The sequence below is a fragment of the Antiquaquibacter soli genome (assembly GCF_030580675.1).
GTDB classification, from domain to species: Bacteria; Actinomycetota; Actinomycetes; order Actinomycetales; family Microbacteriaceae; genus Rhodoglobus; species Rhodoglobus soli.
The window spans coordinates 423141-448356 of the sequence record NZ_JAUQUB010000001.1; the positions used below are offsets into that span (position 1 = coordinate 423141).

Below are 25216 nucleotides of genomic sequence, written 5' to 3' on the forward strand. Positions count from 1 at the left end.
GTGGCCCGGTCCATCTACATCACGTCCGCCGAGGGGCACTCGGGCAAGTCCTCCGTCGCGCTCGGCGTGCTCGACACGCTCCTCAGAAGCGGCGAACGGGTGGGAGTGTTCCGGCCCATCACCCGGTCGACGACGGAGCGCGACTTCGTCCTCGAGCTGCTGTTGTCGAGGGATGGCGTCGACCTCGACTACGACGACTGCATCGGCACGACCTACGAGGCCGTCCACGACGACCCGGACGCCGCGCTCTCCATGATCGTCGAGCGGTTCAAGAGCGTCGAGGCGCGGTGCGACGCCGTCGTGGTCATCGGTTCGGACTACACGGATGTCGCATCCCCGACCGAACTCGGATTCAACGCCCGCATCGCCGCAAACCTCGGCACGCCCGTGCTGCTCGTTCTCACCGGCCGGGAGCTCGACGAGTCGCGGGCGCGCACCCCGGACGAGGTGCGCCAGGTCGCCGACCTCGCGGTCCCCGAACTCGCGTCGGCGCACGCGAGCCTGCTCGCCGTGGTCGTGAACCGCGCCGATCCGGAGAACCTCGAGCCGATCATCCGCACCGTCGCGGCCGCGTCGGGTGTCACTGCGTGGGCGATCCCCGAGGACGCGCTGCTCGTTGCGCCCTCCATGGCGCAGCTGCAGCTCGCGGTCGACGGAGAGCTGCTGCAGGGCGACGAGGCACTGCTCGGGCGAGAGGTTCTGGGCGTCGTGATCGCGGCGATGTCGATGGAGAACGTGCTGCCCCGACTCGTCGAGGGAGGCGTCGTCGTCATCCCCGGAGACCGCAGCGAGATGCTGCTCGCGGCACTGACGGCGCACGCCTCGGGGACGTTCCCCTCCCTCGCGGGCATCCTGCTCAACGGCGGCTTCGAGCTCTCGCCCGTCATCCAGCGCCTCATCGACGGCCTCGACCACTCCCTTCCGATCGTCTCGACCGGTCTCGGAACCTGGCCGACCGCCCAGCGCATCGCCCAGACGCGCGGGCGGCTGTCGGTCACCTCGGCGCGCAAGATCGATACCGCGCTCGCCCTCTTCGACAAGCACGTGGATGCCCGGCTCCTCCTCGAGCAGCTCGGTGCGGGCAACTCGACCGTCGTGACTCCGCTCATGTTCGAGTACGCGCTCCTCGAGCGGGCGCGAGCCGACCGCAAGCGCATCGTGCTCCCCGAGGGGACGGACGATCGCATTCTGCTCGCGGCGGGCACGCTGAAGTCGCGGGACGTCTGCGACCTGACCATCCTGGGCGACGAGCAGGAGATCCGCGCTCGCGCCGCCGGGCTCGGAGTCGATCTCGCGGGCGTGCAGGTGGTGAGCCCCACCGAGCCCGAGCTGCGGGAGCGCTTCGCCGAGGAGTACGCCCGGCTGCGCTCTCACAAGGGCGTGACCCTCGACGAGGCGCGCGAGATCATCACCGACGTGTCGTACTTCGGCACGATGATGGTACAGCTGGGGCTCGCCGACGGGATGGTGTCGGGCGCGATCCACACGACGGCGCACACCATCAAGCCGGCCTTCGAGTTCGTGAAGACAGTAGACGGCGTCTCGATCGTCTCGAGTGTGTTCTTCATGGCGCTCGAGGACCGGGTGCTCGTCTACGGGGACTGCGCGGTGGTCCCTGATCCGACCTCGGAGCAGCTCGCCGACATCGCGATCTCGTCGGCCGCGACGGCGACTCAGTTCGGCATCGAGCCGCGAATCGCAATGCTCTCCTACTCGACCGGCGAGTCGGGCTCGGGGGCCGATGTCGACAAGGTGCGCGCGGCGACGGCGCTCGTGCGGGAGCGCCGACCCGACCTGCTCGTCGAGGGCCCGATCCAGTACGACGCCGCGGCCGACGCGGCCGTGGCGAAGACGAAGATGCCGGAGTCGCAGGTCGCAGGGCGCGCCACGGTCTTCATCTTCCCCGACCTCAACACGGGCAACAACACGTACAAGGCGGTGCAGCGCTCGTCGGGAGCCGTCGCGATCGGCCCCGTGCTCCAGGGGCTCCGCAAGCCGGTGAACGACCTGTCCCGCGGCGCCCTCGTCCGAGACATCGTCAACACGGTGGCGATCACGGCGATCCAAGCGCAGCGCGCGGGAGCCCCCGAGTGATCGCCTTCGTCGTCAACTCCGGCTCGTCGTCGATCAAGTGGGAGTTGCTCGACGTCGATTCCGGCGAGCGGATGCGCGGGGGCATCGTCGAGCGCATCGGCGAGAACGGCGTCGATCACGCGGGGGCGATGCGCGTCATCCTCGAGGAACTCGGCGGCGGGCATCCCGACGTCATCGGCCACCGCGTGGTGCACGGTGGCTCCCGCTTCACGACCGCCACTATCGTGACCGATGAGGTCGAGCGCGCCATCGAGGAGCTCTCCGCGCTCGCACCCCTGCACAACCCCGCGAACCTGCTTGGCATCCGCGCGGCGCGCGAGGCGTTCCCGGGGGTGCCGAACGTCGCGGTGTTCGACACGGCCTTCCACCAGAGCATCGGCCCGGCGGCCTACACGTACGCGATCGACTCGGCCGTCGCCGAGGAGCACGGCGTGCGCCGGTACGGCTTCCACGGCACGTCGTACCAGTTCGTGTCGGCGCGCGCGGCCGAGCTGCTGGGGCGGCCCCTCGACGAGCTGAGGCTCATCGTGCTGCACCTCGGCAACGGGGCCTCGGCCTGTGCGATCGACGGCGGGCGGTCGGTCGACACGTCGATGGGCCTCACCCCGCTCGAGGGGCTCGTGATGGGCACGCGCTCGGGCGACATCGATGCGGGCATCCTGTTCCACCTGGGTCGCGCCGGATACTCCCTCGCCGACCTGGATGCCCTCCTCAACCGGCGCAGCGGGCTGACGGGTCTCGCCGGCGGCAACGACATGCGCGATGTCCTCGCGGGGGTGGACGCGGGGGATGCCGCGAGCATCCTCGCCTTCGACGTCTACGTCCACCGGCTGCGGAGGTACATCGGGGCGTACCTCGCGACGCTCGGCGGCGTCGACGCGATCGTCTTCACGGCGGGAGTCGGGGAGAACGCGGCGCGCGTGCGTGAGGCCGCGCTCGCGGGGATGGAGTGGGCGGGCATCCGGCTCGACGGCGAACGCAACGCGGTGCGCGGCACGACCGTGGTGAGCGCGGATGACTCGCCCGTTGCGGTCCTCGTGGTGCCGACGAACGAGGAGCTCGAGATCGCCCGGCAGGCCGCCGCTCTCGTCTGAGGACGCGGGTGTCCGCTGTGCGCGGATTCACACCTTCGCCCCGGGCGGCGATCGCGTCGGTGGTGGCGACTACTCTTGAGGCGTGGTTGCCGCCCTGTACCGCCGATACCGGCCCGAGACGTTCGCCGAGCTCATCGGCCAGTCGCAGGTGACCGATCCGCTGCGCACTGCCCTGCGCACCGATCGGGTCAACCACGCCTACCTCTTCTCCGGGCCGCGCGGCTGCGGCAAGACGACGAGCGCGCGCATTCTCGCCCGCTGCCTCAACTGCGCCGAGGGCCCTACCGACACGCCGTGCGGCGTGTGCCCGAGCTGCGTCGAGCTGAGCCGCGATGGCGGCGGCAGCTTGGACGTCGTCGAGATCGACGCGGCGAGCCACAACGGCGTCGACGACGCGCGCGATCTGCGGGAGCGCGCGGTGTTCGCCCCGGCGCGCGACCGCTTCAAGATCTTCATCCTCGACGAGGCGCACATGGTCACGTCTCAGGGCTTCAACGCGCTCCTGAAGATCGTCGAGGAGCCGCCGGAGCACGTGAAGTTCATCTTCGCGACGACGGAGCCCGAGAAGGTGCTCGGCACGATCCGCTCCCGCACGCACCACTACCCCTTCCGACTCGTGCCACCCGCGCAGATGCTCGACTACGTGCAGCAGTTGTGCGAGAGCGAGGGGGTGTCGGTCGACGCCGGCGTCCTCCCGCTCGTGGTCCGTGCCGGTGGCGGGTCGGTGCGCGACACCCTGTCGCTGCTCGACCAGCTCATCGCCGGGTCCGAGTCGGCGGCGGATGGCGCGGTCACTGTCGAGTACGAGCGCGCGGTAGCCCTCCTCGGCTACACCCACGGCGCCCTCCTCGACGAGGTCATCGACGCGATCGGCGCCCGTGACGCCGGGGGAGTGTTCGCGGGAGTCGATCGGGTCATCCAGACCGGTCAGGACCCGCGGCGCTTCGTCGAGGACCTGCTCGAGCGGCTCCGCGACCTCATCATCGTGGCGGCGACCTCGGGCAACGCCCAGGCGGTGCTGCGCGGCGTGCCGCAGGATCAGCTCGACCGCATGGCCGCGCAGGCGAAGGCCTTCGGCCCGGCCGAGCTCTCCCGGGCGGCCGACGTCGTCAACGCCGCGCTCTCGGAGATGACGGGCGCGACCTCCCCGCGGCTCCACCTGGAACTCATGGCGGCGCGCATCCTCGTGCCCGCGAGCGACGACACCGAGCGCGGCGCGCTCGCGCGAGTCGAGCGCCTCGAGCGCCGCATCGGAGTCGACGGCCCGGATGCCGCGGCGCCCGCAGCCCGCCCGAGCGCAGCGCCAGTCCCTGCCGTGACCCGTGCGACCGAACCCGCGCCCGCCGCGGCGCCGGCTGCACCCGCCGCCCAGACCGAGCCGGTTGCTCAGACCGAGAGCGATCCCGAGCCGGCACCTGCCGCGCCCGAGGCTGCGACCCCCGCCCGCGACCTCAGCGCGCCCGTGACCCTCCAGCTCATCAAGGACGCGTGGCCGGAGATCCTCGAGGTGATCGAGAAGGCCAAGCGCACGGCATGGATGGTGGTCGTGACGGCCAAGCCGATCGAGTGGCGCGACGGCAATGTGCTCGTGCTCTCGTTCCCGAGCCAGAACGATGTGGCGGCTCTCCGCCAGCAGTCCGCCCCGGGCGAGGGCATCGGCGACCACATCAAGAAGGCGATGGTGGAGGTTCTCGGCGTGGAGCCGCTCCTCCTCGCGAAGGCGGTGGATGCTCCGCCGGCCGCTCCTCCCTCGACTCCGGCTCCCGCTCCCGCTGGGGCCGCGAGCTGGGCCGTCGCCTCGATTCCGGCCTCGGACGAAGGCCCTGAAGACGACGGCTCGGATCCTGGCGAGCCGGCGTGGGCGACGCAGACACCTGCGCGACCGGAGCCCGAGGCACCGGCGCCCGCGCCGCAGGCATCGGCACCGGCATCCGCCACCGCACCCCCGCCGCCCGCTCCCGCCGCCCGTCCGGCGGCCGCCCGCCCGGCGGGGTCGGGGCCCAAGTACGGCGAGTCGGTCGTCCGCGAGATCCTCGGCGCGAGCTTCATCGAGGAGCAGCCGCTCAAGCCGCGAGTCGTGCCCCAGCCGCAGCCGAGCGACGAGCAGTAGCCGATGTACGACGGAATCGTCCAGGAGCTCATCGACGAGCTGGGCCGGCTGCCCGGCATCGGGCCGAAGTCGGCGCAGCGCATCGCGTTCCACATCCTGCAGACCGAGAGCTTCGACGTGACGCGACTTGCCGACATCCTGCGCGAGGTTCGCGACAAGGTGCGCTTCTGCGAGATCTGCGGCAACGTCACGGAGGAGTCGACGTGCTCGATCTGCCGCGACCCGCGCCGCTCGGCCACCACGATCTGCGTCGTCGAGGAGGCCAAGGACGTCGTCGCGATCGAGCGCACCCGGGAGTTCAAGGGCCTGTACCACGTGCTCGGCGGGGCGATCAGCCCCATCGACGGGGTGGGTCCCGACGACTTGCGCATCCGCCAGCTCCTCACCCGACTCGCGGATGGCACGGTCACCGAGGTCATCATCGCGACCGACCCGAACCTCGAGGGCGAGGCGACGGCGACATACCTCACCCGGCTGCTGGTCCAGCCGGGGCTGCGCGTGACTCGACTCGCGTCGGGCCTGCCGGTCGGCGGCGACCTGGAGTACGCCGACGAGGTCACGCTCGGCCGAGCGTTCGAGGGGCGCAGGCTCGTCGAGGGCTGACCGCTAGAATCGCTCCTTGGGCCTGTCGCCCGCGCCCCCCAGGAGTTTGTCAATGGCTTTGATCGTCCAGAAGTTCGGCGGTTCGTCGGTCGCCGACGCCGAAAGCATCAAGCGCGTCGCGAAGCGGATCGTCGAGACGCGCAAGGCGGGCAACGACGTCGTCGTCGCCGTGAGCGCGATGGGCGACACGACCGACGAGCTCATCGACCTCGCGCACGAGGTGACGCCGCTGCCGGACCCGCGCGAGATGGACATGCTCCTGACGACGGGTGAGCGCATCTCAATGGCGCTGCTCGCGATGGCGATCAAGAGCATGGGCGTCGAAGCCCGGTCGTACACGGGCAGCCAGGCCGGCATGATCACGGATGCTCAGCACGGCTCCGCCCGGATCGTGGATGTCACCCCCGTCCGCCTCCGCGAGGCCCTCGACGACGGCGCCATCGTCATCGTCGCCGGGTTCCAGGGCTTCAACCGCGACACGAAGGACATCACGACTCTCGGCCGCGGCGGCTCGGACACGACGGCGGTCGCCCTCGCGGCGGCGCTCGGTGCTGATGTGTGCGAGATCTATACCGACGTCGACGGCATCTTCACCGCCGACCCGCGCGTCGTGCCGAAGGCCCACAAGATCGACCGGGTCACGAGCGAGGAGATGCTCGAGCTCGCTGCCGCCGGCGCGAAGGTGCTGTACATCCGCGCCGTCGAGTACGCGCGCAGGCACGGCGTCACGCTGCACGTGCGGTCGTCATTCAACAACAACGAGGGAACCTGGGTGGTCGAGTCGATCGACGGCCCGAACGAGGGAGACACGGTGGAAGAGCCGATCATCACGGGAGTTGCGGGCGACCTCAACGAGGCCAAGATCACGGTCGTGGGCGTGCCCGACGTGCCCGGCAAGGCGGCGGAGATCTTCACGATCGTCGCGCAGACCGGCGCCAACATCGACATGATCGTGCAGAACGTTTCCGCCGCGGCGACCGGCCTCACCGACATCTCGTTCACGCTCCCGAAGTCGGAGGGCGAGAAGGTGCTCACGGCGCTGCGCGCAGGCCAGGGCTCGGCGGGCTTCCAGTCGCTGCAGTACGACGACCAGATCGGCAAGCTCGCCGTCGTCGGCGCGGGCATGCGCACGAGCGCGGGCGTCTCCGCGCAGCTCTTCCGCGCCCTCTCGGACGCGGGCATCAACATCGAGATGATCTCTACGAGCGAGATCCGCATCTCCGTGGTGACTCGAGCCGACACCCTCAACGAGGCGATGCGCGTGGTGCACACCGCGTTCGGTCTCGATGGCGAGGCGGAAGCGGTCGTGTACGCGGGAACGGGCCGGTAGGGGCGGCAGTTTCTCGAGCATCCCTGGCACCCCGCCCGGCGTAATCCGCGTGCGACGTCTGGGATGATGGATCCCATGACTTCTGAGCAGGGCATCCGCATCGGCGTCGTCGGCGCCACCGGCCAGGTCGGCGCCGTCGTTCGCCGCCTTCTCGAGGAGCGCGACTTCCCGGTCGCCGAGATCCGCTACTTCGCCTCCGCGCGCAGCGCCGGCACGACCCTCCCTTGGAAGAGCGAGGACATCGTCGTCGAGGATGCCGCGACCGCCGACCCGCGTGGACTCGACGTCGCGATCTTCTCCGCCGGCGCCACGACGAGCAAGGCCCAGGCTCCGCGATTCGCGGAGGCCGGCGTGCTCGTCATCGACAACTCCTCCGGCTGGCGCATGGACCCCGACGTGCCGCTCGTGGTGAGCGAGGTCAACCCGCACGCCATTAAGGACGCGCGCAAGGGCATCATCGCCAACCCGAACTGCACGACGATGGCCGCGATGCCGATCCTCAAGGTGCTCGACACCGAGGCAGGCCTCGAGCGGCTCATCGTGAGCACCTACCAGGCGGTCTCCGGCGCGGGCCTCAAGGGCGGCGAGGAGCTGCTGGCCCAGGCGAAGGCCGCAGTCTCGCAGGATGCCCTGGCTCTCGTCCACGACGGTGCGGCCGTCGACTTCCCCGACGCCGCCGCATTCCCCAAGACGATCGCGTTCGATGTGATCCCGCAGGCCGGGAGCTTCGTCGACGACGGCCTCTTCGAGACCGACGAGGAGAAGAAGCTCCGCAACGAGAGCCGCAAGATCCTCGAGCTGCCGGAGCTGCGCGTGAGCGGACTGTGCGTGCGCGTCCCGGTCTTCACGGGCCACTCGCTCGCCATCAATGCGGAGTTCGCGAACCCCCTGACCGTCGAGCGCGCGAAGGAGCTGCTCAAGGATGCCCCGGGCGTCGTTCTCACGGACGTGCCCACGCCCCTCGAGGCCGCCGGCCAGGACCCGAGCTACGTCGGCCGCCTCCGGCAGGACGAGGGCGTGCCGGACGACCGCGGCCTCGCGATGTTCATCAGCAACGACAACCTGCGCAAGGGGGCCGCGCTCAACGCGGTGCAGATCGCGGAGCTCGTGGCCGCGGAGCTCGTCGCCGCGCGCTGACGCGGCGGAGAGTCGCGCTTGCGAGGAGCGCGACCGCGGTCGCGGCCCCGATGACGAGGATGACCACGCTCGTGACCTTCTCGACGGCAGGCACCCGGGATGCCACGAGCGACGCGGCAGCGGCGAGCACGCCGATGCCGACGGCGGCTGCGGTGGGCAGCCGTCGTCCCTGCATCCGGTCGAGGGCGAGCAGAGCTCGCGTTGGCAGCACGCGGCCCCAGGGCACGAACGCGGCGTAGACGACGACGTTCCAAGCGAACGAGATGTCGAGCATGATCCACACGGCGAGGTGGAAGAGCGCGAGCAGGGCGATCGTTAGCCGGAAGGCCGGCCACCACAGCACCGTCACAAGGGCGCCGAGTTCCAGCACGACGACGACGAGATCGGCGCCCTCCCCGATCCACGAGAGGGGTCCGGTGGCGATCCCGGCGAGCGAGCGCAGGGGGTCCCCCGGCTCTACGTGGCTCTGCAGCGAGTAGCCCAGCGCGGTCGCGGAGCCGCCGATCCAGCCGCTCGCAACTTTGTTGAGGGCGGCCCACGCCATCCCGAGTCCGATCGCGACGGCCAGCGCACGCAGGGCGGGGCCGGGCGCCCCCGGGCCGGAGCTCGGCCACGGCGTGACCGTGCGACCCCACCCGCTGTGCGCGAGCAGTGCCGGCGCCACCGCCAGCACGATGCTGTGGTCGATCTGGCCGAACGAGTATGCCAGCCCGTAGAGCGTGAGCAGAAGCGCGCTCGCTGCGTAGGAGACGGCCGGCGTGGCGGGTCCGCCGAGGGCGAGTAGGGCGAGGGCGACCGCGAGGGCGACTTGCAGCGCGAGGAGCGCAGCCTCGGGCGGTGCGCTGGGCAGGAGCATAAGCGGCCCGAACCGGGGGTGGAAGGCCGAGTCGGGCATCCGCGCGACCCACAGGATGTCGGGCACGAGCAGGATGCTCGCGATCGAGAACAGGATCCGGAACGCGCCCAGGTCGCGGCGCCCGACCGGAGACTCGTCCACCCAGTCGAGGATGCGCTCGCGGAGGCTCACGACGACCCCAGCTCGATCGTGACCCGGCGGAGCGTGTCGTGCTGGGCTGGCGCATCCAGGTCGTCGATGCGGCGCTGTTCGGTCTCCCACACCGTCTCGACGGTCGAGCCGTTGACGGGCAGCCCGAGCGCACCCACCCGCTCCCGCAGCCACGAGCGGATGGCGGGGTCGTCGGCCGCGTCGTCGGAAAGCAGGAGGTCAGACACGACGGCCACGGGGGAGACGGCGTGCGTGCCCAGGAGGTCGTAGAGCTCGACGGGATGCTCGGTGCCGCCGGCATCCCGCAGTACGACCTCCAGCTTCGAGGTCGTCAGTACCTCCCCGTCGAGGGGGCCGGGCGCCCGGAACACCGGCTGGGTAAGCGCCGGATAGGGCTCCCCCCAGCGCAAGACGATCGCCGCCTGCACGGGCAGAACCAGGGCGGCTGCGACTGCCGCGACGACGACGGGTGCGAGCCGCCTCATTGCGCGAACATCCAGGCGTCGGCGGCGAGCCGGCTATCCCGCTCGGGAAGCGGCGCGACGATCTGCTCGGGAGTCCGAGCGTGGGCGAGGGCGTCGAGCACCGCCCCGGCGACGGACTCCGGGTCGGTGCGCTCGAGCACGCGGTGGCCGTGGTCGACGAGCCACTGGGCGATCCCGGTCTCGTAGGTCGTCACGACCTCGCAGCCGTGCTCGAGGCCCTCGACGAGCGGCAACCCGACCTGCTCGCGGAAGGTGGCGGTGCGGCGGGAGAGGAGCACGAGGCACGTCGTCGACCGCAGCCGGTCGCGGATGGCGTCCCGCGGCGGGTCGACCTCGAGTTGCACGCTCGCCGTCGACTCGGCGACGGCGAGCACCTCCGGCAGCAGGGGCCCCTGTCCGAGGATGAGGAGCCGGGCATCCGGCCGCGCTTGCTCGACGAGCGGCCATGCCGCGAGCAGCTCGCGGATCCCCTTGTTGACCTGGAAGCCGCCGAGGAAGCACACCTGTCGCGGGTCACGCGGGCCGAGCTTCTCCGCCGCGGCGGGCAGGGCTGGGAAGACGGCGACCTCGATACGCGACTCGACCCGGCGCCAGAGCGGCCCGAACGCGGTGCGGTAGTTCTCGAGGGCGCCCTCCGTGCCGAAGGCGATGCGGCGCATGCCCAGCAGGATGATCGCCCAGCTCGCGCGCAACAAGGCGATCGCGATCCACCGTGGCAGTCGGCTGCGGGAGACGAGCTTGTCGACGGGGTCGAGGTTCTCGAGCGCGTAGCAGACGAGCCTCGTGGTGCGGCCGAGCAGCGCGTTCAGCCCGACAACGAGCACGGAGAGCGCCACGAGGTGACCGGTGAGCGGCAGCGCGAGCGGCTCGGGCGTCTCGATGGTGGCGTAGTTCCGACGCGAGACGCGGACGAGGATGCCCGGCAGGGCAGAGCGGTGCACGTCGGGCAGCGAGGCGGCGAGCCGTTCGTCCCAGTCTGCGCGGTGGCGAGAGTACAGGAAATCAGCGGCCGTCGTGCGCGGGAGTCGCTCGAGGTGGCTGACGCGAGCCATCGGGTAGATGCGGGCGTTGCCGGCGGACGGGCGGCGGGGCCGGAACTCGAGCAGGGCGAGCACGACCCACGGGTAGGCGAACCACAGCGGGTTGGCGAACGCGGCGGTGATCGCGAGCGTCGCGAACACGGCCAGCGCGTCGAGACGGCGCCGGGTAGCGGCCCACAGGCCGACGAGCGAGGCGAGCAGGGCGACCGTCCCGATCATCCCGGTGTCGTGCAGCTGTGCGAGCCACGCGTTGGAGAAGTACTCGATGGGCGCCGCGCCCGGGGCGGGGACGTGGCGCTGCTGGAACGTGTTGACGCCGAGGCCGATCGCCCACGAGCCGCTCGCGGCGAGGTCCTGCATCGCCTGGACCCACGTGGCCACCCGGAATGCGCCGGTGCCGCTGGACAGGTCGAGGAGGCCGACGAGCCGCTCGAGCCAGGGGGCGTCGCGCGGCGCAGTCGCGACGGCGAGCGCGAGCGCCCCGACTCCCGCGACGACGGCGATGCCCGTTGCGAGCAGTACCGCCCGGGTGCGGCGCGCGGCGACGAGGGCGACGACGAGGGTGACGGCGAGCGCGACCCACGAGGCCCGAGTGAGGGTGAGTACCGCAGCGAGCACGATTGTCGACGTCGCAACGAGCGCGGCCCGGCTGAGCCGCCGCCGGTGGTAGACCACGAGAGCGACCCACACGCTCGAGAGTCCGCCCATGATGTTCGGCTCGAAGGCGAGTCCCACGATGCGACCGGTGGCCCCGTCGCCGTAGCCGTCGCCGTAGGCGGTGACCCACGGCGTGCCGACCGGGTACTCGGGCGCGAGCAGCAGCACGAGCAGGCTCCCGGTGCTCAGCGCCGCGAGCACCCACGTGCCGACCTCGACGAGGAGTGCCTTGTCGACGCGCGAGCGCGATACCGCGACGAAGGCGACGAGGCTCGCCGTGATGAGCGCGACGATGTAGATGCTGCGCAGCGGATCCGGGGCGAACAGGAGACTCGACAACGTCCCGACGGCGAGCCACAGCGCCAGCCCGACGAGCACCGGCCTCGGCACGGGAGTGGACCGGGTGCCGCTTCCGAGCAGCAGCGGCGCGAGCAGCAGGATGCCGACGTGCTCGGGCCGCACGGTGCCTTCCCAGACGGGCATCCCGAGTCCCGTTGCCGCGAGGCACACCACGTAGCCGGCCCACGCGAGAAGGGCCGGCCACGGCTGTCCCCGCCCCCGGGCACCGCCCGCGGTGGGCCGCGAGGAAGGGGATGTGCGGTATCCCATTAGCATTGAACCGATCTTAGGGCGTCGCATCCTAAGCCCATTTCGACCGGGGGTGACTCGCGTGAGGATCGCGGTGCTAGGGCTCGGCTACGTCGGTTGCGTCACCGCCGCGTGCCTGGCGGAGGCCGGGCACTGGGTCGTGGGCATCGATCCGGCACCGGAGAAGGTCGAGGCCTTCGCGGAGGGTCGTGCGACGGTCGTCGAGCCGGGGCTCGCGGAGCTCCTCGCCGACGCGTTCGAGGCCGGCCGCATCGCCGCATCAGGCGACATCGCGACCCTCGACGAGGTGGATGTCGCGATCGTCTGCGTGGGCACTCCGTCGGCCCCAGACGGAAGCCTGGGCCTCGACCACGTCGAGACCGTGGTGCGCCAGATCGGCGCCCGGCTGCGGGTGCGCGGCCCCGGCCTCACCCTGATGCTGCGCAGTACTGTGCTGCCCGGTACGACCGAGTCGCTCGTGATCCCGTGGATCGAGGAGGAGTCCGGGCTCGCGGAGGGGGAGGGTTTCTCGCTCGTGTTCTGCCCGGAGTTCCTGCGCGAGTCGAGTGCGGTGCACGACTTTTTCGCCCCTCCCTACACCGTTCTCGGCGCCCGTCAGCCCTCGTCGGCGGTAGTGCCCGCCGAACTACTCTCGTTCCTCGAGGCGCCGGTGCACGTCGTCTCGCCCGGGGTGGCCGAGGGGCTCAAGTACGCGTCCAACGCGTTCCACGCGGTCAAGGTGGCGTTCGCGAACGAGATGGGCCGGGCCCTCGAGAGCGCGGCGGTGGACGCGCGCGACGTCATGCGCATCTTCGTTCAGGACCGCGAGCTCAACGTCTCGGCCCGCTATCTGCGGCCGGGCTTCGCGTTCGGCGGCTCGTGCCTGCCGAAGGACGTGCGCGCCCTGAGCGCGTTCAGTCGCGAGCGCGGCGTGCCGATGCCGGTGCTCGACAGCCTCCTGCCGAGCAACGAGGCCCACATCGACCGCGTGGTGCGGATGGTCGTCGAGTCCGGCGCGCGATCGGTCGCGCAGCTCGGCCTCACGTTCAAACCGGGAACCGACGACCTGCGCGAGAGCCCCTTCGTCGCGCTCACGGCGAGGCTCGCGGCGGCGGGCATCCGGGTGCGGGCGTTCGACCCGATCGTGCGGCTCGAGCGGCTCATCGGGGCGAACCGCGCCTACGCCCTCGCGCAGTTGCCCGGCCTCGAGAGCATCCTCGTGGGCTCGCTCGCGGAGTGCCTCGACGGCGCCGAGCTCGTGCTGCTCGCCAACCCGAACGCGGAGATCACCGACGAGCTCGTCGGGCGCCCGCTGCCCGTCATCGACCTCTCGGGGATGCTCGCCCCGGGGGTCGAGCGTCGGCTCCGCGACCGCCCCGCCCCGGCGTCCTACGCGGGGGCGGCGTGGTGACCTCCGCCCCTCGGCGGACGCGAGTGCTCACCAACCCGCCCGTCCGGGTCCCGTCGCCGAATGCGACTGTGGCCCTCCTCGTGGACGCGCTGCCCGCCGAGATCGACGTCGTCGACTTCTCGTGGCGCCGCGCCCTCTTCGGTTCGTACGATGTGCTCCACGTGCACTGGCCCGAGTTCGTCGTGCGGCACCGCTCGCGCGGCGGCACGATCGCCAAACGCGCGCTCTTCGCCCTGCTCCTCGCGCGATTGCGCCTCGGCCTCGGCGGCGTCCGCTCGGTCTGGACCGTCCACAACCTGCGCCCCCACGAGGACGGCGGCCGGCTCGAGCGCGCACTGCTCGCCGCGTGGGAGTCGGTCGCGTCGGCCCGCGTGTACATGTACGAGTCGGTCGCGCCGACGGATGCCCGCGCGAGAGTCATCCGCCGAGGCGACTATGAGCCGACCTTCGGTGCTCAGCGCGACGGGTGGTCCGGGGAGCGCTCACCCGGTCGGCTGCTGCAGTTCGGACTGCTGCGCCCGTACAAGGGCGCGGAGTCGCTTTTGGCGGCCGTGCGGTCGGCGGCCGAGCCGTTCTCCGCACGGATCGTCGGGGCGGCGGCATCGCCGGAGTACGCGGCGCAGCTCGAGGCGCTCGCCGCCGGCGACGACCGCGCGTCGGTGGCGGCGCTGCACCTCGACGATGCCGCGCTCGCCGCTGAGATCCTCGCGGCGGAGGCGGTCGTACTGCCCTACCGTGAGATGTACAACTCGGGGGCCGCTCTGCTCGCGCTCACCCTCGGCCGGCCGATCGTCGTCCCGGAAAGCGCGACGATGCGCGAGCTGCGCGGCGAGGCGGGCTCGGAGTGGGTGCACCTCTACGCCGGTGAGTTGTCGGGGGAGACGCTCGATCGGGATGTCTCGGCCTTCCTCGCGCTCGACCGGGGGACTCGCCCCGTGCTCGAGCATCGCCGGTGGCTCGAGGTCGGGCAGCGCTACGCCCAGCTCTACCGCGAGCTCGCGGCAGGGACCCGTCGGTGAGTCTCAGCTCGGGCTCGGCGCACCGCGCGAGCGCCCTCCTCGTCTCGGGCCAGTTGGCGCGATTCGGCATCCAGGCGCTCACCATCCTCGTGCTCGCCCGCGCTCTCGGCACCGCCGACTTCGGGCTGTTCGCGATGGCGATGGCGGTCGTGGGCGTCGCCGCGGTGCTCGGTGATGCGGGGCTCAGCCTCGCGGCCGTGCAGGCGAGCGAGCTCAGCGCCGCCCAGCGCAGCGCGCTGTTCTGGCTCAACACCGCCCTCGGCCTCGCGCTCGCGGTCGTCGTGGTGCTCCTCGCCGACCCGGTCGCGGCGCTCTACGGCCGGCCGGAGCTCGTCGCGCTCGTCCGCGTGCTCTCCCTCGTCTTCCTGCTCTCGGGGGTCGCGGCGCAGTTCCGGGCGCACCTCAACCGCGAGCTGCGCTTCCGGCCGCTCGTGCTCGCCGACGTGCTCTCGCAAGCGATCGGGCTCGTCGTCGCGGTCGTCGTGGCGCTCACCGGGGGCGGTTTCTGGGCGCTCGCGGCCCAGCAGGTCGTCGCCGCGTCGGTCGCGCTCGTCGTCGTCACCGTGTTCGCGCGCTGGCGGCCGGGGTGGCCCGACGACTGGCGCTCGACGATTCCGCTCGTGCGGTTCGGGGTCGGCACGGCGGTCGTGCAGGTCGCCAACTACGTGAGCACGAGCATCCCGACGGTTCTGCTCGGTCGCTGGTCCGGGCCGGACGCCGCTGGCTTCTTCAGCCGCGCTTACAGCGTGTTCGCGCTCCCGATGAGCCAGCTCGCCGCGCCGCTCACGCGCGTGGCTCTGCCACTCTTCTCCCGAGTCGACGACCGTGCGCGTCTCGCCGCGGGTCTCGAGGCCGCCCAGGTTCGGCTCGCGGTCGTGCTGGGCGGTGTCTTCGCGGCGGGGGCGGCGCTCGCGGTGCCGACGATCGACCTCTTCCTGGGCCCCGGCTGGCGACCGTCGGCAGCGGCGTTCGCCATCCTCTCGGTGGGAGGCGTGTTCCAGGCACTCGGCTACGTCTACTACTGGGCGTTCCTGGCGACCGCCTCGACGCGGCTGCAGGTGGCTTTCATGCTCCCGCTGCGGGCGGCGATGGTCGGTCTCATCGGAGCGGGCACGGCGGTGGCGGGCATCGTCGGCGCCGCCGCAGGTCTCTCGGTGGGGCTCGCGGTGATCTGGATTGTGCTCGCCCTCGTCGCGGCACCGCGCATCGGGCTCGCGCGCGCGGGGCTGCTGCGAGTCGCGGCCCGCTGGCTCATCGTGTGGACGGCGGTCGCCGCGCCGGTGGGCGTCGTCGACCGGCTGCTCCTCGCCGATACCGCGTCGGTCGTGCGACTCCTCGCGGGCCTCGCGCTCGGCCTGCTGCTGCTCGCCATCGTCTGCGCGGCGTGGCGGCGGGCTCGCTCCGACCTCCGCACCGTGCTATCGAGCGCCCGCCTACTGACCCGTCGTCGCGCCATGCCGGGCGGCGCCGACAACTAGACTGGAAGCGTGAACACACCGGTCGACGTCGCTCTGATCGGCGGCGGAATCATGAGCGCTACGCTCGGGATGCTCCTCAAGCAGCTTCAGCCCGACTGGACCATCGAGATCATCGAGCGCCTTGACGACGTCGCCGAGGAGAGCTCCAACCCCTGGAACAACGCCGGCACCGGGCACGCCGCCCTGTGCGAGCTGAACTACACGCCGGAGCGCGCCGACGGCACGATCGACGCTTCGAGCGCGATCAAGGTCAACGAGCAGTTCCAGCTCTCCCGGCAGTTCTGGTCGTACCTTGTCGAGTCGGGTGTGCTGCCCGATCCGACCGCGTTCATCGCCGCGACCCCGCACATGAGCTTCGTGTGGGGCGAGGCCAACGTGGAGTACCTCCGCAAGCGCTTCGAGGCCCTCGCCGATCACCCGCTCTTCGCGGGGATGGAGTACAGCGAGGATGCCCGCACCATCCGTTCCTGGGCGCCGCTGCTCATCCCCGGCCGCGCGAAGTCCGAGCCGATCGCCGCGACGCGCATTGTCAGCGGCACCGACGTCAACTTCGGCGCACTCACCGGAGCGCTCGTGTCGGCGCTCGAGTCGGAGGGCGCGACGCTACGCACCGGCGTGGCGGTGACCAACCTGAAGCGGCAGCGTGACGGACTATGGCGGCTGTCGTTGCGCAAGGACATCGGTGGCACGCCGCTCCCGCCGCTGACGGCACGCTTCGTGTTCGTCGGCGCGGGCGGCTACGCGCTCGGCCTGCTGCAGAAGTCGGGCATCCGCGAGATCCGCGGCTACGGCGGGTTCCCGGTGAGCGGTGAGTTCCTGCGTACCGACAACCCGGACCTCGTGGCGAAGCACTCCGCAAAGGTCTACGGCAAGGCCGCCGTCGGCTCGCCTCCGATGTCGGTGCCCCACCTCGACCTGCGCATCGTCGACGGCAGCGGCAGCCTCATGTTCGGGCCCTATGCCGGCTTCAGCCCGAAGTTCCTCAAGACCGGCTCGCTCGTCGACCTCTTCGCGTCGATCCGTTGGCACAACATCGTGCCGATGGTGGCGGCCGGTCTCGGCAATCTCGGTCTCGTGCGGTACCTCGTCGGCCAGCTCGCGGCGAGCCCGCAGAAGAAGTTCGAGGAGCTGCGGCGCTTCGTGCCGAACGGCCAGCCCGAGGACTGGTATCGCATCACGGCGGGCCAGCGCGTGCAGGTGATCAAGAAGGACAAGAAGAAGCTCGGCGTGCTCCAGTTCGGCACCGAGGTCGTCGCCGCAGCGGACGGCAGCATCGCCGGGCTGCTCGGTGCCTCGCCGGGAGCGTCGACGGCCGTCGCGATCATGACGAGCCTGATCGAGAGGTGCTTCCCGCAGCGCCTCGAACAGTGGACGCCCAAGCTCACCGAGATGATCCCGAGCTACGGCTCGCCGCTCTCAGACGACCCGAAGAAGGCGGCCGCCACCATCAAGCGCACTTCGGCGACGCTCAAGCTGTCCCGCTGACGCCGTGCGCATCGGGCTCGACGCGTACTGGCTCATCGACGGGCCGCCGTCGGGCCGCAACGTCGTGCGCGGTCTCATCGCCGGGTGGTCGGTGGCGTTCCCGGACGACGAGATTCTCGTGCGCGTGCCGCGTCGGCACGAGGCGGCCGCTCGCGAGTGGCTCGAGCGGCAGGGCATCCGGGCCCGAATCGTCCGTTCGCGCTGGCCGAATCACGCGCTCTCCGTACTCCTCGGCGGCTGGTCCGGGAAGCGCCCCGACGCGGTCGTCACCGAGAACTTCACCGCACTCTCGGGCCCGCGGCCGGCGGTGTACGTCCACGACGCGATCTTCATGGAGCATCCGGAGTGGTTCACTCGCGCTGAGCGCCTGTACCTCTCCCTCATCGGGGCGACCCTCGGCCGCGCGCGCGTTGTGCTCGCCTCGTCGCGCAGCGAGGCCGCCCGCATCGGTCGGTCATGGCCCCGCGTCGCCTCTCGGCTGGCGGTCGTCGGCTACGGAGTGCCGCTCGGCCTCGATGCGGCCGAGCCCAGTCGTCCGTCCGCCGTGGCCGAGGGTGCCCGACCGTTCATCCTGAGCGTCGGGCGACTCAATTCGCGCAAGAACCTCGGGGCGCTCCTGCGGGCCTTCGTCGGCGACTCCTCCCTGTCCGCCGACGCCGACCTGCTCATCGTCGGGGAGCCGAACGGCCGAGTGGACCCGGCGCTCGCGGGCGCGGATGCCTCGGCAGTTCGTTTTCTCGGCTACGTCTCCGACGACGAGCTCGCATGGTTGTACTCGAACGCCCGCCTGTTCGTCTTCCCTTCGCTCGATGAGGGCTATGGTCTACCGCTCATCGAGGCGGCGCGGTTCTCCGCGACGTCAGTCGCGAGTCGCATCCCGCCGTTTGAGGAGCTGGGGTTGAGCGCGGAGTCGTTCGATCCCCGCGATCCCGCAGACATCGCCCGGGCGCTACGCGCCGCGCTCGACCGCGAGCCTGCGCCAGCGGCGCTGCCCGCCGAGGTTTCATGGCCGGCAGTCGCCCGATCCGTCCGGTCCGCCGCGCTGCGCGGCTAGCTCGTCGCATCGGCCGCGCCGGTCACGTCATCCTCGCGCCGCGGCCGTCCGCTGCCCGAAAGCACGCCGGTGGCGACCGCGAGCTCCGCTGCGGCGACCGCGACGACTGCGCCGTCTAAGCCCGCGAGCAGGATGCCCAGCGGCACCGTCACGGCGGCGACGGCGGCGCCCGTGAGGGTTGCGGCGAACAACCGGCGCACCCTGTCGAGGTGCTGCAGGATGACCCCGCCGACGAGCCGCCCCACCGCGCTCGCGGCCACGGTGAGCCCGAGCAGACCAAACACGAGCGGGTGGGCGGACACGGTGCCGGCCGACAGCACGGTGAGAGCGAGCGGCGCGACGAGCGCGGCGAGCACCCCGTATCCGAGCGCGAAGAGCAGCGCGCGCGAGCGGAACCTCGACACCTGCCGGGCGACGTCGCCGTCGAGCCGGGTCGACTGCTGCAGCCACTGCAGCACCGGGGTCACGGCCAGGCCGAACGAGCGCGAGATTCGCTCGATGAGGGCGAACAGCGCTGTCGCGTCGGGCAGAAGAATGGCGACGAGAACGGTCGGCACAGACAGGTACGCCGAGGTCGAGGCGGCCACACCTAGCGCATAGCCCTGCCGGCGGGAATCCGCTAGCACGCCGCGCGGCGACCAGCGGGCCGACTGACGCGCCGCGCCGCGCTGTGCGCGCAGGGCCGACCCCACGACAGCCGTGGCCGTGCCGAGCACTTGGGCGGCGGCGAAGCCGAGCACCCCCGCCCCGAGGAGTACCGCCGCGATGCCGAGGAGCGTTCCCGCCGCCTTCGGCGTTGTGTCCCACAGCAACAGACGCAGCGGTCGGCCCTGTCCTATGAAGAACCAGCCGAGGTCGAGGCCGACGCCCGACACGGCGACCGCGGCGAGCCCCGCGGCGATCGCGTGCTCGGTAACGATGAGGGCCGCGACGACGGCCGCCAACAGGATGAGCACCGGCCCCGCGATCAGCCGCGCCGCCATCGACTGCCGCGCGAGCGCCGCCTGCTCGGCCTCCGGGAGGCGGGCGACGCGCACCGTACCCGTCACGGCGAAGCCGAGGGCGACCGGGATCGCGGCAAGCGACCCCACGGACTGTCCGACAGCGAGGGCGGACCAGTCCTCGGGCCCCACCCGGGAGATGATCACTGGCACGGCGATCAGGCTGAGGATCGGCCCCGAGAACGCGGCGACCCCGAGCAAGCCGATCGGCCCGAGCAACCTACGCATGGGCGGCGGGAGCGGGATGCTCGTCGGGCGCCGTCGGCCGGTGCCGAAGCATCCCGCGATCGACGACGAGGCCGAAGAACAGCCACGGGAACGCCAGCCAGAAGCTGTTCGTCGCGGACGCGCAGATCAGCACGACGGCGAACACCGCGAGGGACTCGGCCCGACGCACGGTCGACAGCCATAGCAGCACGAGCAGGGCGACGAAGCCGACGGCGCCCAGCACGCCCGCGTCGTACGGTACCGCGAGCCACACCGTGCTGAGGTAGGCGGCGCCCACGTTCGTGGGGTCCACCGGGTGGAACTGCGAGAACGAGTTCGCCCCGCTCCCGATCACCCAGCGCCACGGCTCGGCGAGCTCGGCCAGGGCCTGTTGGTAGATGGTGAGCCGGTACGCGCCCGTGCCGCCGGAGAAGTCGAGCAAGGTCAGCGCGCGGTTCACGAGGTCGGAGGCGCTGCCGATCGCGGCGAGCACAGCGAACATCGCGCCGCCCAGCACCGCCCCCGCACCGACGAGCACGAGAGCGGTACGACCGGCGCCCAGTCCCCGCGACCGCAGGGCTGTCGCCGCGACGAACACGGCGAGGACGACGGCCGCGATCCACGCGGCTCGGGTTCCGGCGAGCACCACGGATACCACGAGCACGGCATCCACCGCCCAGTGCCACGGCGCTCGCCACGCGCGAAGGTAGTAGGAAACCGCGAGCCAGCCGACGCACATCGCCGCGTACAGGTTCGGCTCGAGGGCGAGCCCGGAGAGCCGAACGTCGTCGCTCGTTGCCCCCGGCTGTGCTCCCGGCGCGATGAGGTAGAGCACCAGGGCGGCGAGGGCGAGGGCGCCGATCGTCGCCGAAGCCGCCGAGAACAGGATGCGTCGACGCGGCTCGGTCCGCGCGACGGCCCACACGATCAGGATGCCGCCGAGCTGCTGCACCCAGATCCACACGCTCCGCAACGGCTCGGGGGCGACGAGCACGCTAGAGACGAGCCCGAGCCCGAGCCACAGCGCGGCCGACGCGACGATCCAGCGGCTGAGCGGCTGGGCGCGGCCCGCCCGCCAGCGCCACAGCGCGACGAGGAGCATCGGGATGCCCAGGAGCTCGAGCCGGGCATCCACCGGTCCGATGCTCAGCGGGATGCCCCCGCTGAGCGCAAAGGCGACGAACAAGCACCAGGCGAGCAGTGGCGCGACGAGCGCGAGGGCGATGCCCCCGACCACGACGAGCACCGCGATCGCCTCCAGCAGTCCGCGGAGCGCCCACGCCGCGCCGGCGCCGAGGACCGCGAGCCCGGCAAGCCCCGCGGCCAGCGGCCTCGAGCGGCGCTCGACCCATGTGGACGCGGCGGCGAGAAGGTCGGTCACGGTCGTCTCCGATCGAGGGCTTCGGTGATGAGATCGTGCACGAGTCCGCGGAAGCGGGCAGCATCCCACGCCGGTCCGGGCACGCGCGGCAGGCCGGCGGCCGCGACGACCGCGGCAGCGAGCTCGGACGGCGCGAGGTCGCGACGCGGCTCGACGAGCACGCCCGAGGTGCCGGACTCCCGCAGCATCGCGGCAGCTCCGGTGCCCGCGAAGCACACGATCGGGATGCCCGCGCTCGACGCCTCGCCGATGACCCCCGGCGCGCCCTCCCGACCCGCGGGGTGCAGCAGCACCGAGCACGAGCGCATGAGCGCGAGCACCTCGCCGCGCGGGATCTGGCCGTGCAGTACGACGCGGTCGGCCACCCCGAGCCGCTCCGCGAACGCGGCCACGTAGTCCTCGACGCCCGTCGCGCGCCCCACGAGGTGCAGCGTCGCGCCCGCGAGCTCGGGGGTGGCGAGAGCCGCGACCGCGAGCTCGAAGCGCTTTCGCGGGATGAGATGGCCGACGCTCAGCACGCTGAGCCCGGCGGCGGGGGATGCCCTCCGCTCGTCGTCGACCGCCGACTCGGGCGGCGCGTCGAGCAGGAGGTTGGGGAATACCCGGATGCGCACCCCGTCGCCGAGGGCGCGCTCGAGCGCGGGGGACTGGGCCAGGACGAGGTCGACTCGACGGGCCCGAGAACGGCCGACGGTGCGGCTGAGCAAGTCGCGGGCGCGCTGGACGAGGTACTCCCAGCGGCTCGCCCGCGAGCGCGGCGGGATGAGGAAGACCTCCGCGACGCCGTCGGCCCCGATCGGACCCCACACTCGGAAGGTGTCGGACCCCGCCGCCGCGATCGGCGTCGGGAGGATCTCCGTCGCGAACGACACGTGATGGGCGAGCACCACCGAGCGCGAGCGGCAGAGCTGGCGCACTCGGCGGCGCGCGCGCGTGTTCCACACGAGGTATTCGACGCGCGCGAGCATCCCGATCCGCGGCTTCTCGAGCCCTCGCAGCAGGCGGGGTAGCCCGACCTCGAGTACCTCGAAGCGCAGCTCGGGGTCGGCGAACTGTTCCCGCCGCAGGGCGGCAGCGGACCGGCGGTTGGTCAGCACCGCGACATCCAGGCCGCGAGCGCCCGCGAGGCGGGCTGTTTCGACGAGGAACGTCCACGCGATGAACGGCTCGCTGGGGATGCCCGGGTCAGCACCGTACGCCGAGACGAGCAGGACCGGGGCGCTCACGCGCGCCCCGGTCGGGCCGCCACGAGTGCACGCGCGAAGGAGCGGAACCGCCGCCCCTCGGCACGCCAGGCCGTCGAGCCGCCGAGGCGGCCGCGGGCGGAGTACACGATCGCGCGGGAGCGCAGCCCCGCCGCCACCACCGAACGCCAGGCCCATCGACCGAACCTGGATCGCGCCAGGTCGGTGCAGTAGTAGTCGTAGAGTGCGAGCACCCACGACGCGTCGACGGGTCCGTCGGTCGCCGCGCTGTGGCCGAGCAAGTGGGTGGCCACGACCCGCGGCAGGACGGTCACGGGATGCCCCGCCCGGGTCGCATCGACACCGAGCTTCACGTCCTCCGCGTACATGAACCACCGTTCGCTGAGCCCTCCAACCGCGTCCCACGTCTCGCGTGACACGAGCAGGCACGCGCCGGTGGACCAGTCGACGACCCGCTCGCGGCGCACGCGCGACGAACGCAGGTAGTGGCCCTCGAACACGGAGCCGGGCAGGAGGGAGAGCCCCGAGTAGTGGGTGAGCATCCTCCACACCGTGGGCGCGCGGCCCGCCGAGGCGACCCGCAGCCGGCCGCCGGGATGCACTATCACCGGGGCCACGATGCCGCCGCGCAAGGACCGCTCCCGCCCGAGCTCGCGCACTCCGGCCGCGTGGATCACGGCATCGGGGTTGAGCAGCAAGAGGTCGCGGTTCGCGGCGACGGTCGCGACCGCGCGGTTGACCGCGCGAGCGAATCCGGTGTTCTCGTCACCCTCGATGACGCGGATCCGCGGATGGCGGGGGATCGCGGTGAGGGTCTCGTCGGGCGAGGCGTTGTCGATCACGACGACGTCGACGTCGTCCGCGTCGTCGAGGTCGGCCACGAACGCGAGGCACTCCGCGATCACGTCGGCGCTGCGATACGTCACGACGACGACGGTCATGCTGCGCCCGGTCACGACCGTCGGCCGATCGGCGCCGCCGGGACCCCGGCGACGATCGTGAGCGGCTCGACGTCGCGCGTCACGACGGCACCCGCGGCGATGACCGCGCCGCTGCCGATCGTGACCCCAGCGAGCACAGTGCTGCCGGCTCCGATCCAGACGTCGTCGCCGATGACCACGGGCTCGCGGTCCTCGCCCTGCTCGCGAATTGGCACCGAGGGGTCCGCCGAACGGTGGTTCTCGGAGAACACCGAGACGTTCGGCCCGAGCAGGCAGTCGTCGCCGATAGTGATTCCGCCCGCGCCGTTGAGGAAGTTGGCCGCGCCGATCGCCGTCCGGCTGCCGACGGTGATGCCAGTGCCAAGGTTGCGCACGACGCCGCTCGCCCGCAGCACCGCGCCGCGATCGATCGTCGAGTTCTCGCCGATCGTCACTCCCGAGCGGGACAGCCCCTCGATGAGCACCCGCTCGCCGATGCTCGACCCCGCTCCGATGGCGATCCGGCGGCCGGAGCGCAGCGCCACGCCCCGACCCAGGAACACATGCGGCCGCCCGCGAAGGATGCCCCGAGCGCGCGCCATCGCGTGGCGTGCGACGAACGCGAGCACGTCGCCCGCCGTCAGGTCCGCGTCGAGTCCGACCGGGGTGCGCCGCACCGACCGGTACAGGCGGTCGAGGAGGCGCCTCACCGGCGACCCGCCGCGCGCGCCTGGCGGTCGGCCGCGGAGACCAGCTCCCGCTCGTACGCTTCGAGCACGGACGGCCACGAGTACGAGCTCGCGGCGCGGGCGCTCGCGGCCGCCGACAGCCGGGCGCGGTCGGCCGGGGAGGCGAGCATCCCCTTGATCGCGTCGGAGAGCTCGCGTGAGGAATCGCCCACGAAGACACCGGTCTCGCCGAGCACTTCCCTATTGAACACGGTGTCGCGGGCGACGACGGGGGCGCCGCACGCCATCGCCTGCACGAGAGCGGGGTTGGTGCCGCCGACGGTGTGCCCGTGCACGTAGACGCCGGCGTGCTGCCAGAGACCGAAGAGCAGGTCGTCGTCGCTGACCTGGCCGAGCCAGTGGAAGGATGCCCGGCGCCGGGCGAGATCCTCGAGCCGCGGCGTCACCACGGTGTCGCCGACGGGCGGTGCGCCGACGACGACGACGGGCACCGCGGCATCCAGTTCCTCGACGGCATCGAGAAACTGGTGGACCGAGTTCTCCGGAACGAGTCGCGCCACGAACAGAATGTACGCGCCGTCGATGAGCGAGTCCATCACAGGAAGCGGGCCGGGCGCGTCAGCCCCGTAAGGGATGAACACGCCGCCACGGCCGAGGGTGCGCTGCCAGTAGTCGCCGATCGCTCTCGCGTCGACGACGAGGGTCGTCGCGGCAAGGCGGGTGAGCCGGGCGCCGAGCCGGAAGACGAACCGCGCGAGCTGTCCCCACTTCGCCCGCTCCCACTCGACGCCATCAACGTTGACGACCGTGGGGATGCGACCGAGTCTCAGCAGTGGCAGGAAGTAGCCGTTCGCCACGTTCATCACGAGCGCGACGTCGTGGCGGGCTCGAAGGGCGGCGATCGTCGCGGTGAAGCCGTGGGAGAGCGTGCTGAGCGACGTCGACTCGATGCCGTCCGTCGCGACTCGGTGAACGCGAGGATCGGCGAGGGCATCCACGGTCTGGCCTCGCCTGCCGTAAACCGTGACGTCCCACCCGCGGTCCGCCAGGTACGGGGCGAGGTGGCGCACGGCGGTCTCGAACCCGCCGTAGAAGCTCGGGTAGCCTCGGCTGCCGATGATGGCCACTGAGCGCCGCATCAACTCCCCTTCGGCCAGCCCTTGAGCATGCATCACTCTTTGCGAGTCTAACGGAGGCGAGCGGGGTACAGGAGCGCTCCGCG

At 71.8% G+C, this 25216-nt stretch carries 20 protein-coding genes; 11 read left to right on the top strand and 9 right to left on the bottom strand.

Features of this window, described 5'->3' with window-relative positions; translation table 11 throughout:
- The 6 genes from pta to Q5716_RS02105 all read left to right on the top strand — a co-directional run bounded on the left by pta (position 1) and on the right by Q5716_RS02105 (position 8368).
- Positions 1 to 2094, top strand: a complete 2094-nt coding sequence (pta, locus tag Q5716_RS02080; protein ID WP_305001428.1) for a phosphate acetyltransferase — start codon at positions 1 to 3, stop codon at positions 2092 to 2094.
- The gene (locus Q5716_RS02085) at positions 2091 to 3188 is read left to right on the top strand and encodes an acetate kinase (protein ID WP_305001429.1); all 1098 of its coding nucleotides are present in this window, start codon (positions 2091 to 2093) and stop codon (positions 3186 to 3188) included. The genes pta and Q5716_RS02085 overlap by 4 nt, the downstream gene beginning before the upstream one ends.
- 82 nt (positions 3189 to 3270) lie before the next feature.
- Entirely contained in the window at positions 3271 to 5298 is a 2028-nt protein-coding gene (locus Q5716_RS02090; RefSeq protein ID WP_305001430.1) for a DNA polymerase III subunit gamma and tau, read from the top strand.
- A gap of 3 nt (positions 5299 to 5301) precedes the next feature.
- A complete protein-coding gene (recR, locus tag Q5716_RS02095; protein WP_305001431.1) occupies positions 5302 to 5901 on the top strand; it encodes a recombination mediator RecR in 600 nt (199 codons plus the stop codon).
- A 52-nt stretch (positions 5902 to 5953) separates the two neighbouring features.
- Positions 5954 to 7231: an aspartate kinase gene (locus Q5716_RS02100; RefSeq protein WP_305001432.1), complete on the top strand. Its 1278-nt coding sequence runs from the start codon at positions 5954 to 5956 to the stop codon at positions 7229 to 7231.
- A gap of 75 nt (positions 7232 to 7306) precedes the next feature.
- On the top strand, positions 7307 to 8368 hold the full coding sequence (locus Q5716_RS02105) for an aspartate-semialdehyde dehydrogenase (RefSeq protein WP_305001433.1): 1062 nt from the start codon (positions 7307 to 7309) through the stop codon (positions 8366 to 8368).
- Here the strand turns inward: Q5716_RS02105 and Q5716_RS02110 are convergent.
- The 3 genes from Q5716_RS02110 to Q5716_RS02120 are packed head-to-tail and all read right to left on the bottom strand — an operon-like array spanning position 8313 to position 12039.
- Positions 8313 to 9395 (bottom strand): hypothetical protein, encoded by a 1083-nt coding sequence (locus tag Q5716_RS02110; protein WP_305001434.1) that lies wholly within the window; start codon positions 9393 to 9395, stop codon positions 8313 to 8315. The two genes, Q5716_RS02105 and Q5716_RS02110, sit on opposite strands and share 56 nt — an antisense overlap.
- Positions 9392 to 9859, bottom strand: coding sequence for a hypothetical protein (locus Q5716_RS02115; protein WP_305001435.1), 468 nt, complete (start codon positions 9857 to 9859; stop codon positions 9392 to 9394). Before Q5716_RS02115 ends, Q5716_RS02110 begins: the two co-directional genes overlap by 4 nt.
- On the bottom strand, positions 9856 to 12039 hold the full coding sequence (locus Q5716_RS02120) for a glycosyltransferase (RefSeq protein ID WP_305001436.1): 2184 nt from the start codon (positions 12037 to 12039) through the stop codon (positions 9856 to 9858). The genes Q5716_RS02115 and Q5716_RS02120 overlap by 4 nt, the downstream gene beginning before the upstream one ends.
- A 187-nt stretch (positions 12040 to 12226) precedes the next feature.
- On the opposite strand from Q5716_RS02120, the gene Q5716_RS02125 reads away from it, so the two are divergent.
- The 5 genes from Q5716_RS02125 to Q5716_RS02145 are packed head-to-tail and all read left to right on the top strand — an operon-like array spanning position 12227 to position 18591.
- Positions 12227 to 13555 carry a nucleotide sugar dehydrogenase gene (locus Q5716_RS02125; protein WP_305001437.1) on the top strand — a complete coding sequence of 443 codons (1329 nt, stop codon included), beginning with the start codon at positions 12227 to 12229 and terminating at the stop codon, positions 13553 to 13555.
- The gene (locus Q5716_RS02130) at positions 13552 to 14574 is read left to right on the top strand and encodes a glycosyltransferase family protein (protein WP_305001438.1); all 1023 of its coding nucleotides are present in this window, start codon (positions 13552 to 13554) and stop codon (positions 14572 to 14574) included. The genes Q5716_RS02125 and Q5716_RS02130 overlap by 4 nt, the downstream gene beginning before the upstream one ends.
- Positions 14571 to 16052 (top strand): oligosaccharide flippase family protein, encoded by a 1482-nt coding sequence (locus Q5716_RS02135; protein WP_305001439.1) that lies wholly within the window; start codon positions 14571 to 14573, stop codon positions 16050 to 16052. Before Q5716_RS02130 ends, Q5716_RS02135 begins: the two co-directional genes overlap by 4 nt.
- A gap of 9 nt (positions 16053 to 16061) precedes the next feature.
- The gene (locus Q5716_RS02140; RefSeq protein WP_305001440.1) at positions 16062 to 17537 is read left to right on the top strand and encodes a malate:quinone oxidoreductase; all 1476 of its coding nucleotides are present in this window, start codon (positions 16062 to 16064) and stop codon (positions 17535 to 17537) included.
- A 4-nt stretch (positions 17538 to 17541) separates the two neighbouring features.
- A complete protein-coding gene (locus Q5716_RS02145) occupies positions 17542 to 18591 on the top strand; it encodes a glycosyltransferase family 4 protein (protein WP_305001441.1) in 1050 nt (349 codons plus the stop codon).
- On the opposite strand, the gene Q5716_RS02150 is transcribed toward Q5716_RS02145, so the two are convergent.
- From Q5716_RS02150 to Q5716_RS02175, 6 genes are read right to left on the bottom strand one after another with little or no spacing between them, the layout of a single operon-like run.
- Complete coding sequence (locus Q5716_RS02150; protein ID WP_305001442.1) at positions 18588 to 19820, bottom strand: hypothetical protein; 1233 nt, start codon at positions 19818 to 19820, stop codon at positions 18588 to 18590. The genes Q5716_RS02145 and Q5716_RS02150 overlap by 4 nt on opposite strands.
- Complete coding sequence (locus tag Q5716_RS02155) at positions 19813 to 21180, bottom strand: hypothetical protein (protein ID WP_305001443.1); 1368 nt, start codon at positions 21178 to 21180, stop codon at positions 19813 to 19815. The genes Q5716_RS02150 and Q5716_RS02155 overlap by 8 nt, the downstream gene beginning before the upstream one ends.
- Positions 21177 to 22406, bottom strand: a complete 1230-nt coding sequence (locus Q5716_RS02160; protein ID WP_305001444.1) for a glycosyltransferase — start codon at positions 22404 to 22406, stop codon at positions 21177 to 21179. Before Q5716_RS02160 ends, Q5716_RS02155 begins: the two co-directional genes overlap by 4 nt.
- Positions 22403 to 23341, bottom strand: coding sequence for a glycosyltransferase (locus tag Q5716_RS02165; RefSeq protein WP_305001445.1), 939 nt, complete (start codon positions 23339 to 23341; stop codon positions 22403 to 22405). The genes Q5716_RS02160 and Q5716_RS02165 overlap by 4 nt, the downstream gene beginning before the upstream one ends.
- Entirely contained in the window at positions 23338 to 24015 is a 678-nt protein-coding gene (locus Q5716_RS02170; protein ID WP_305001446.1) for an acyltransferase, read from the bottom strand. Before Q5716_RS02170 ends, Q5716_RS02165 begins: the two co-directional genes overlap by 4 nt.
- Positions 24012 to 25133 carry a glycosyltransferase gene (locus Q5716_RS02175; protein WP_305001447.1) on the bottom strand — a complete coding sequence of 374 codons (1122 nt, stop codon included), beginning with the start codon at positions 25131 to 25133 and terminating at the stop codon, positions 24012 to 24014. Before Q5716_RS02175 ends, Q5716_RS02170 begins: the two co-directional genes overlap by 4 nt.
- Between the last annotated feature and the right edge of the window lie 83 nt (positions 25134 to 25216).

Coding starts and splice junctions, on each gene's coding strand:
- recR (WP_305001431.1), top strand. CDS start 5,302: ATGTACGACGGAATCGTCCAGGAGCTCATCGACGAGCTGGGCCGGCTG.
- Q5716_RS02100 (WP_305001432.1), top strand. CDS start 5,954: ATGGCTTTGATCGTCCAGAAGTTCGGCGGTTCGTCGGTCGCCGACGCC.
- Q5716_RS02105 (WP_305001433.1), top strand. CDS start 7,307: ATGACTTCTGAGCAGGGCATCCGCATCGGCGTCGTCGGCGCCACCGGC.
- Q5716_RS02115 (WP_305001435.1), bottom strand. CDS start 9,859: ATGAGGCGGCTCGCACCCGTCGTCGTCGCGGCAGTCGCAGCCGCCCTG.
- Q5716_RS02120 (WP_305001436.1), bottom strand. CDS start 12,039: ATGCCCGTCTGGGAAGGCACCGTGCGGCCCGAGCACGTCGGCATCCTG.
- Q5716_RS02150 (WP_305001442.1), bottom strand. CDS start 19,820: ATGCGTAGGTTGCTCGGGCCGATCGGCTTGCTCGGGGTCGCCGCGTTC.
- Q5716_RS02175 (WP_305001447.1), bottom strand. CDS start 25,133: ATGCGGCGCTCAGTGGCCATCATCGGCAGCCGAGGCTACCCGAGCTTC.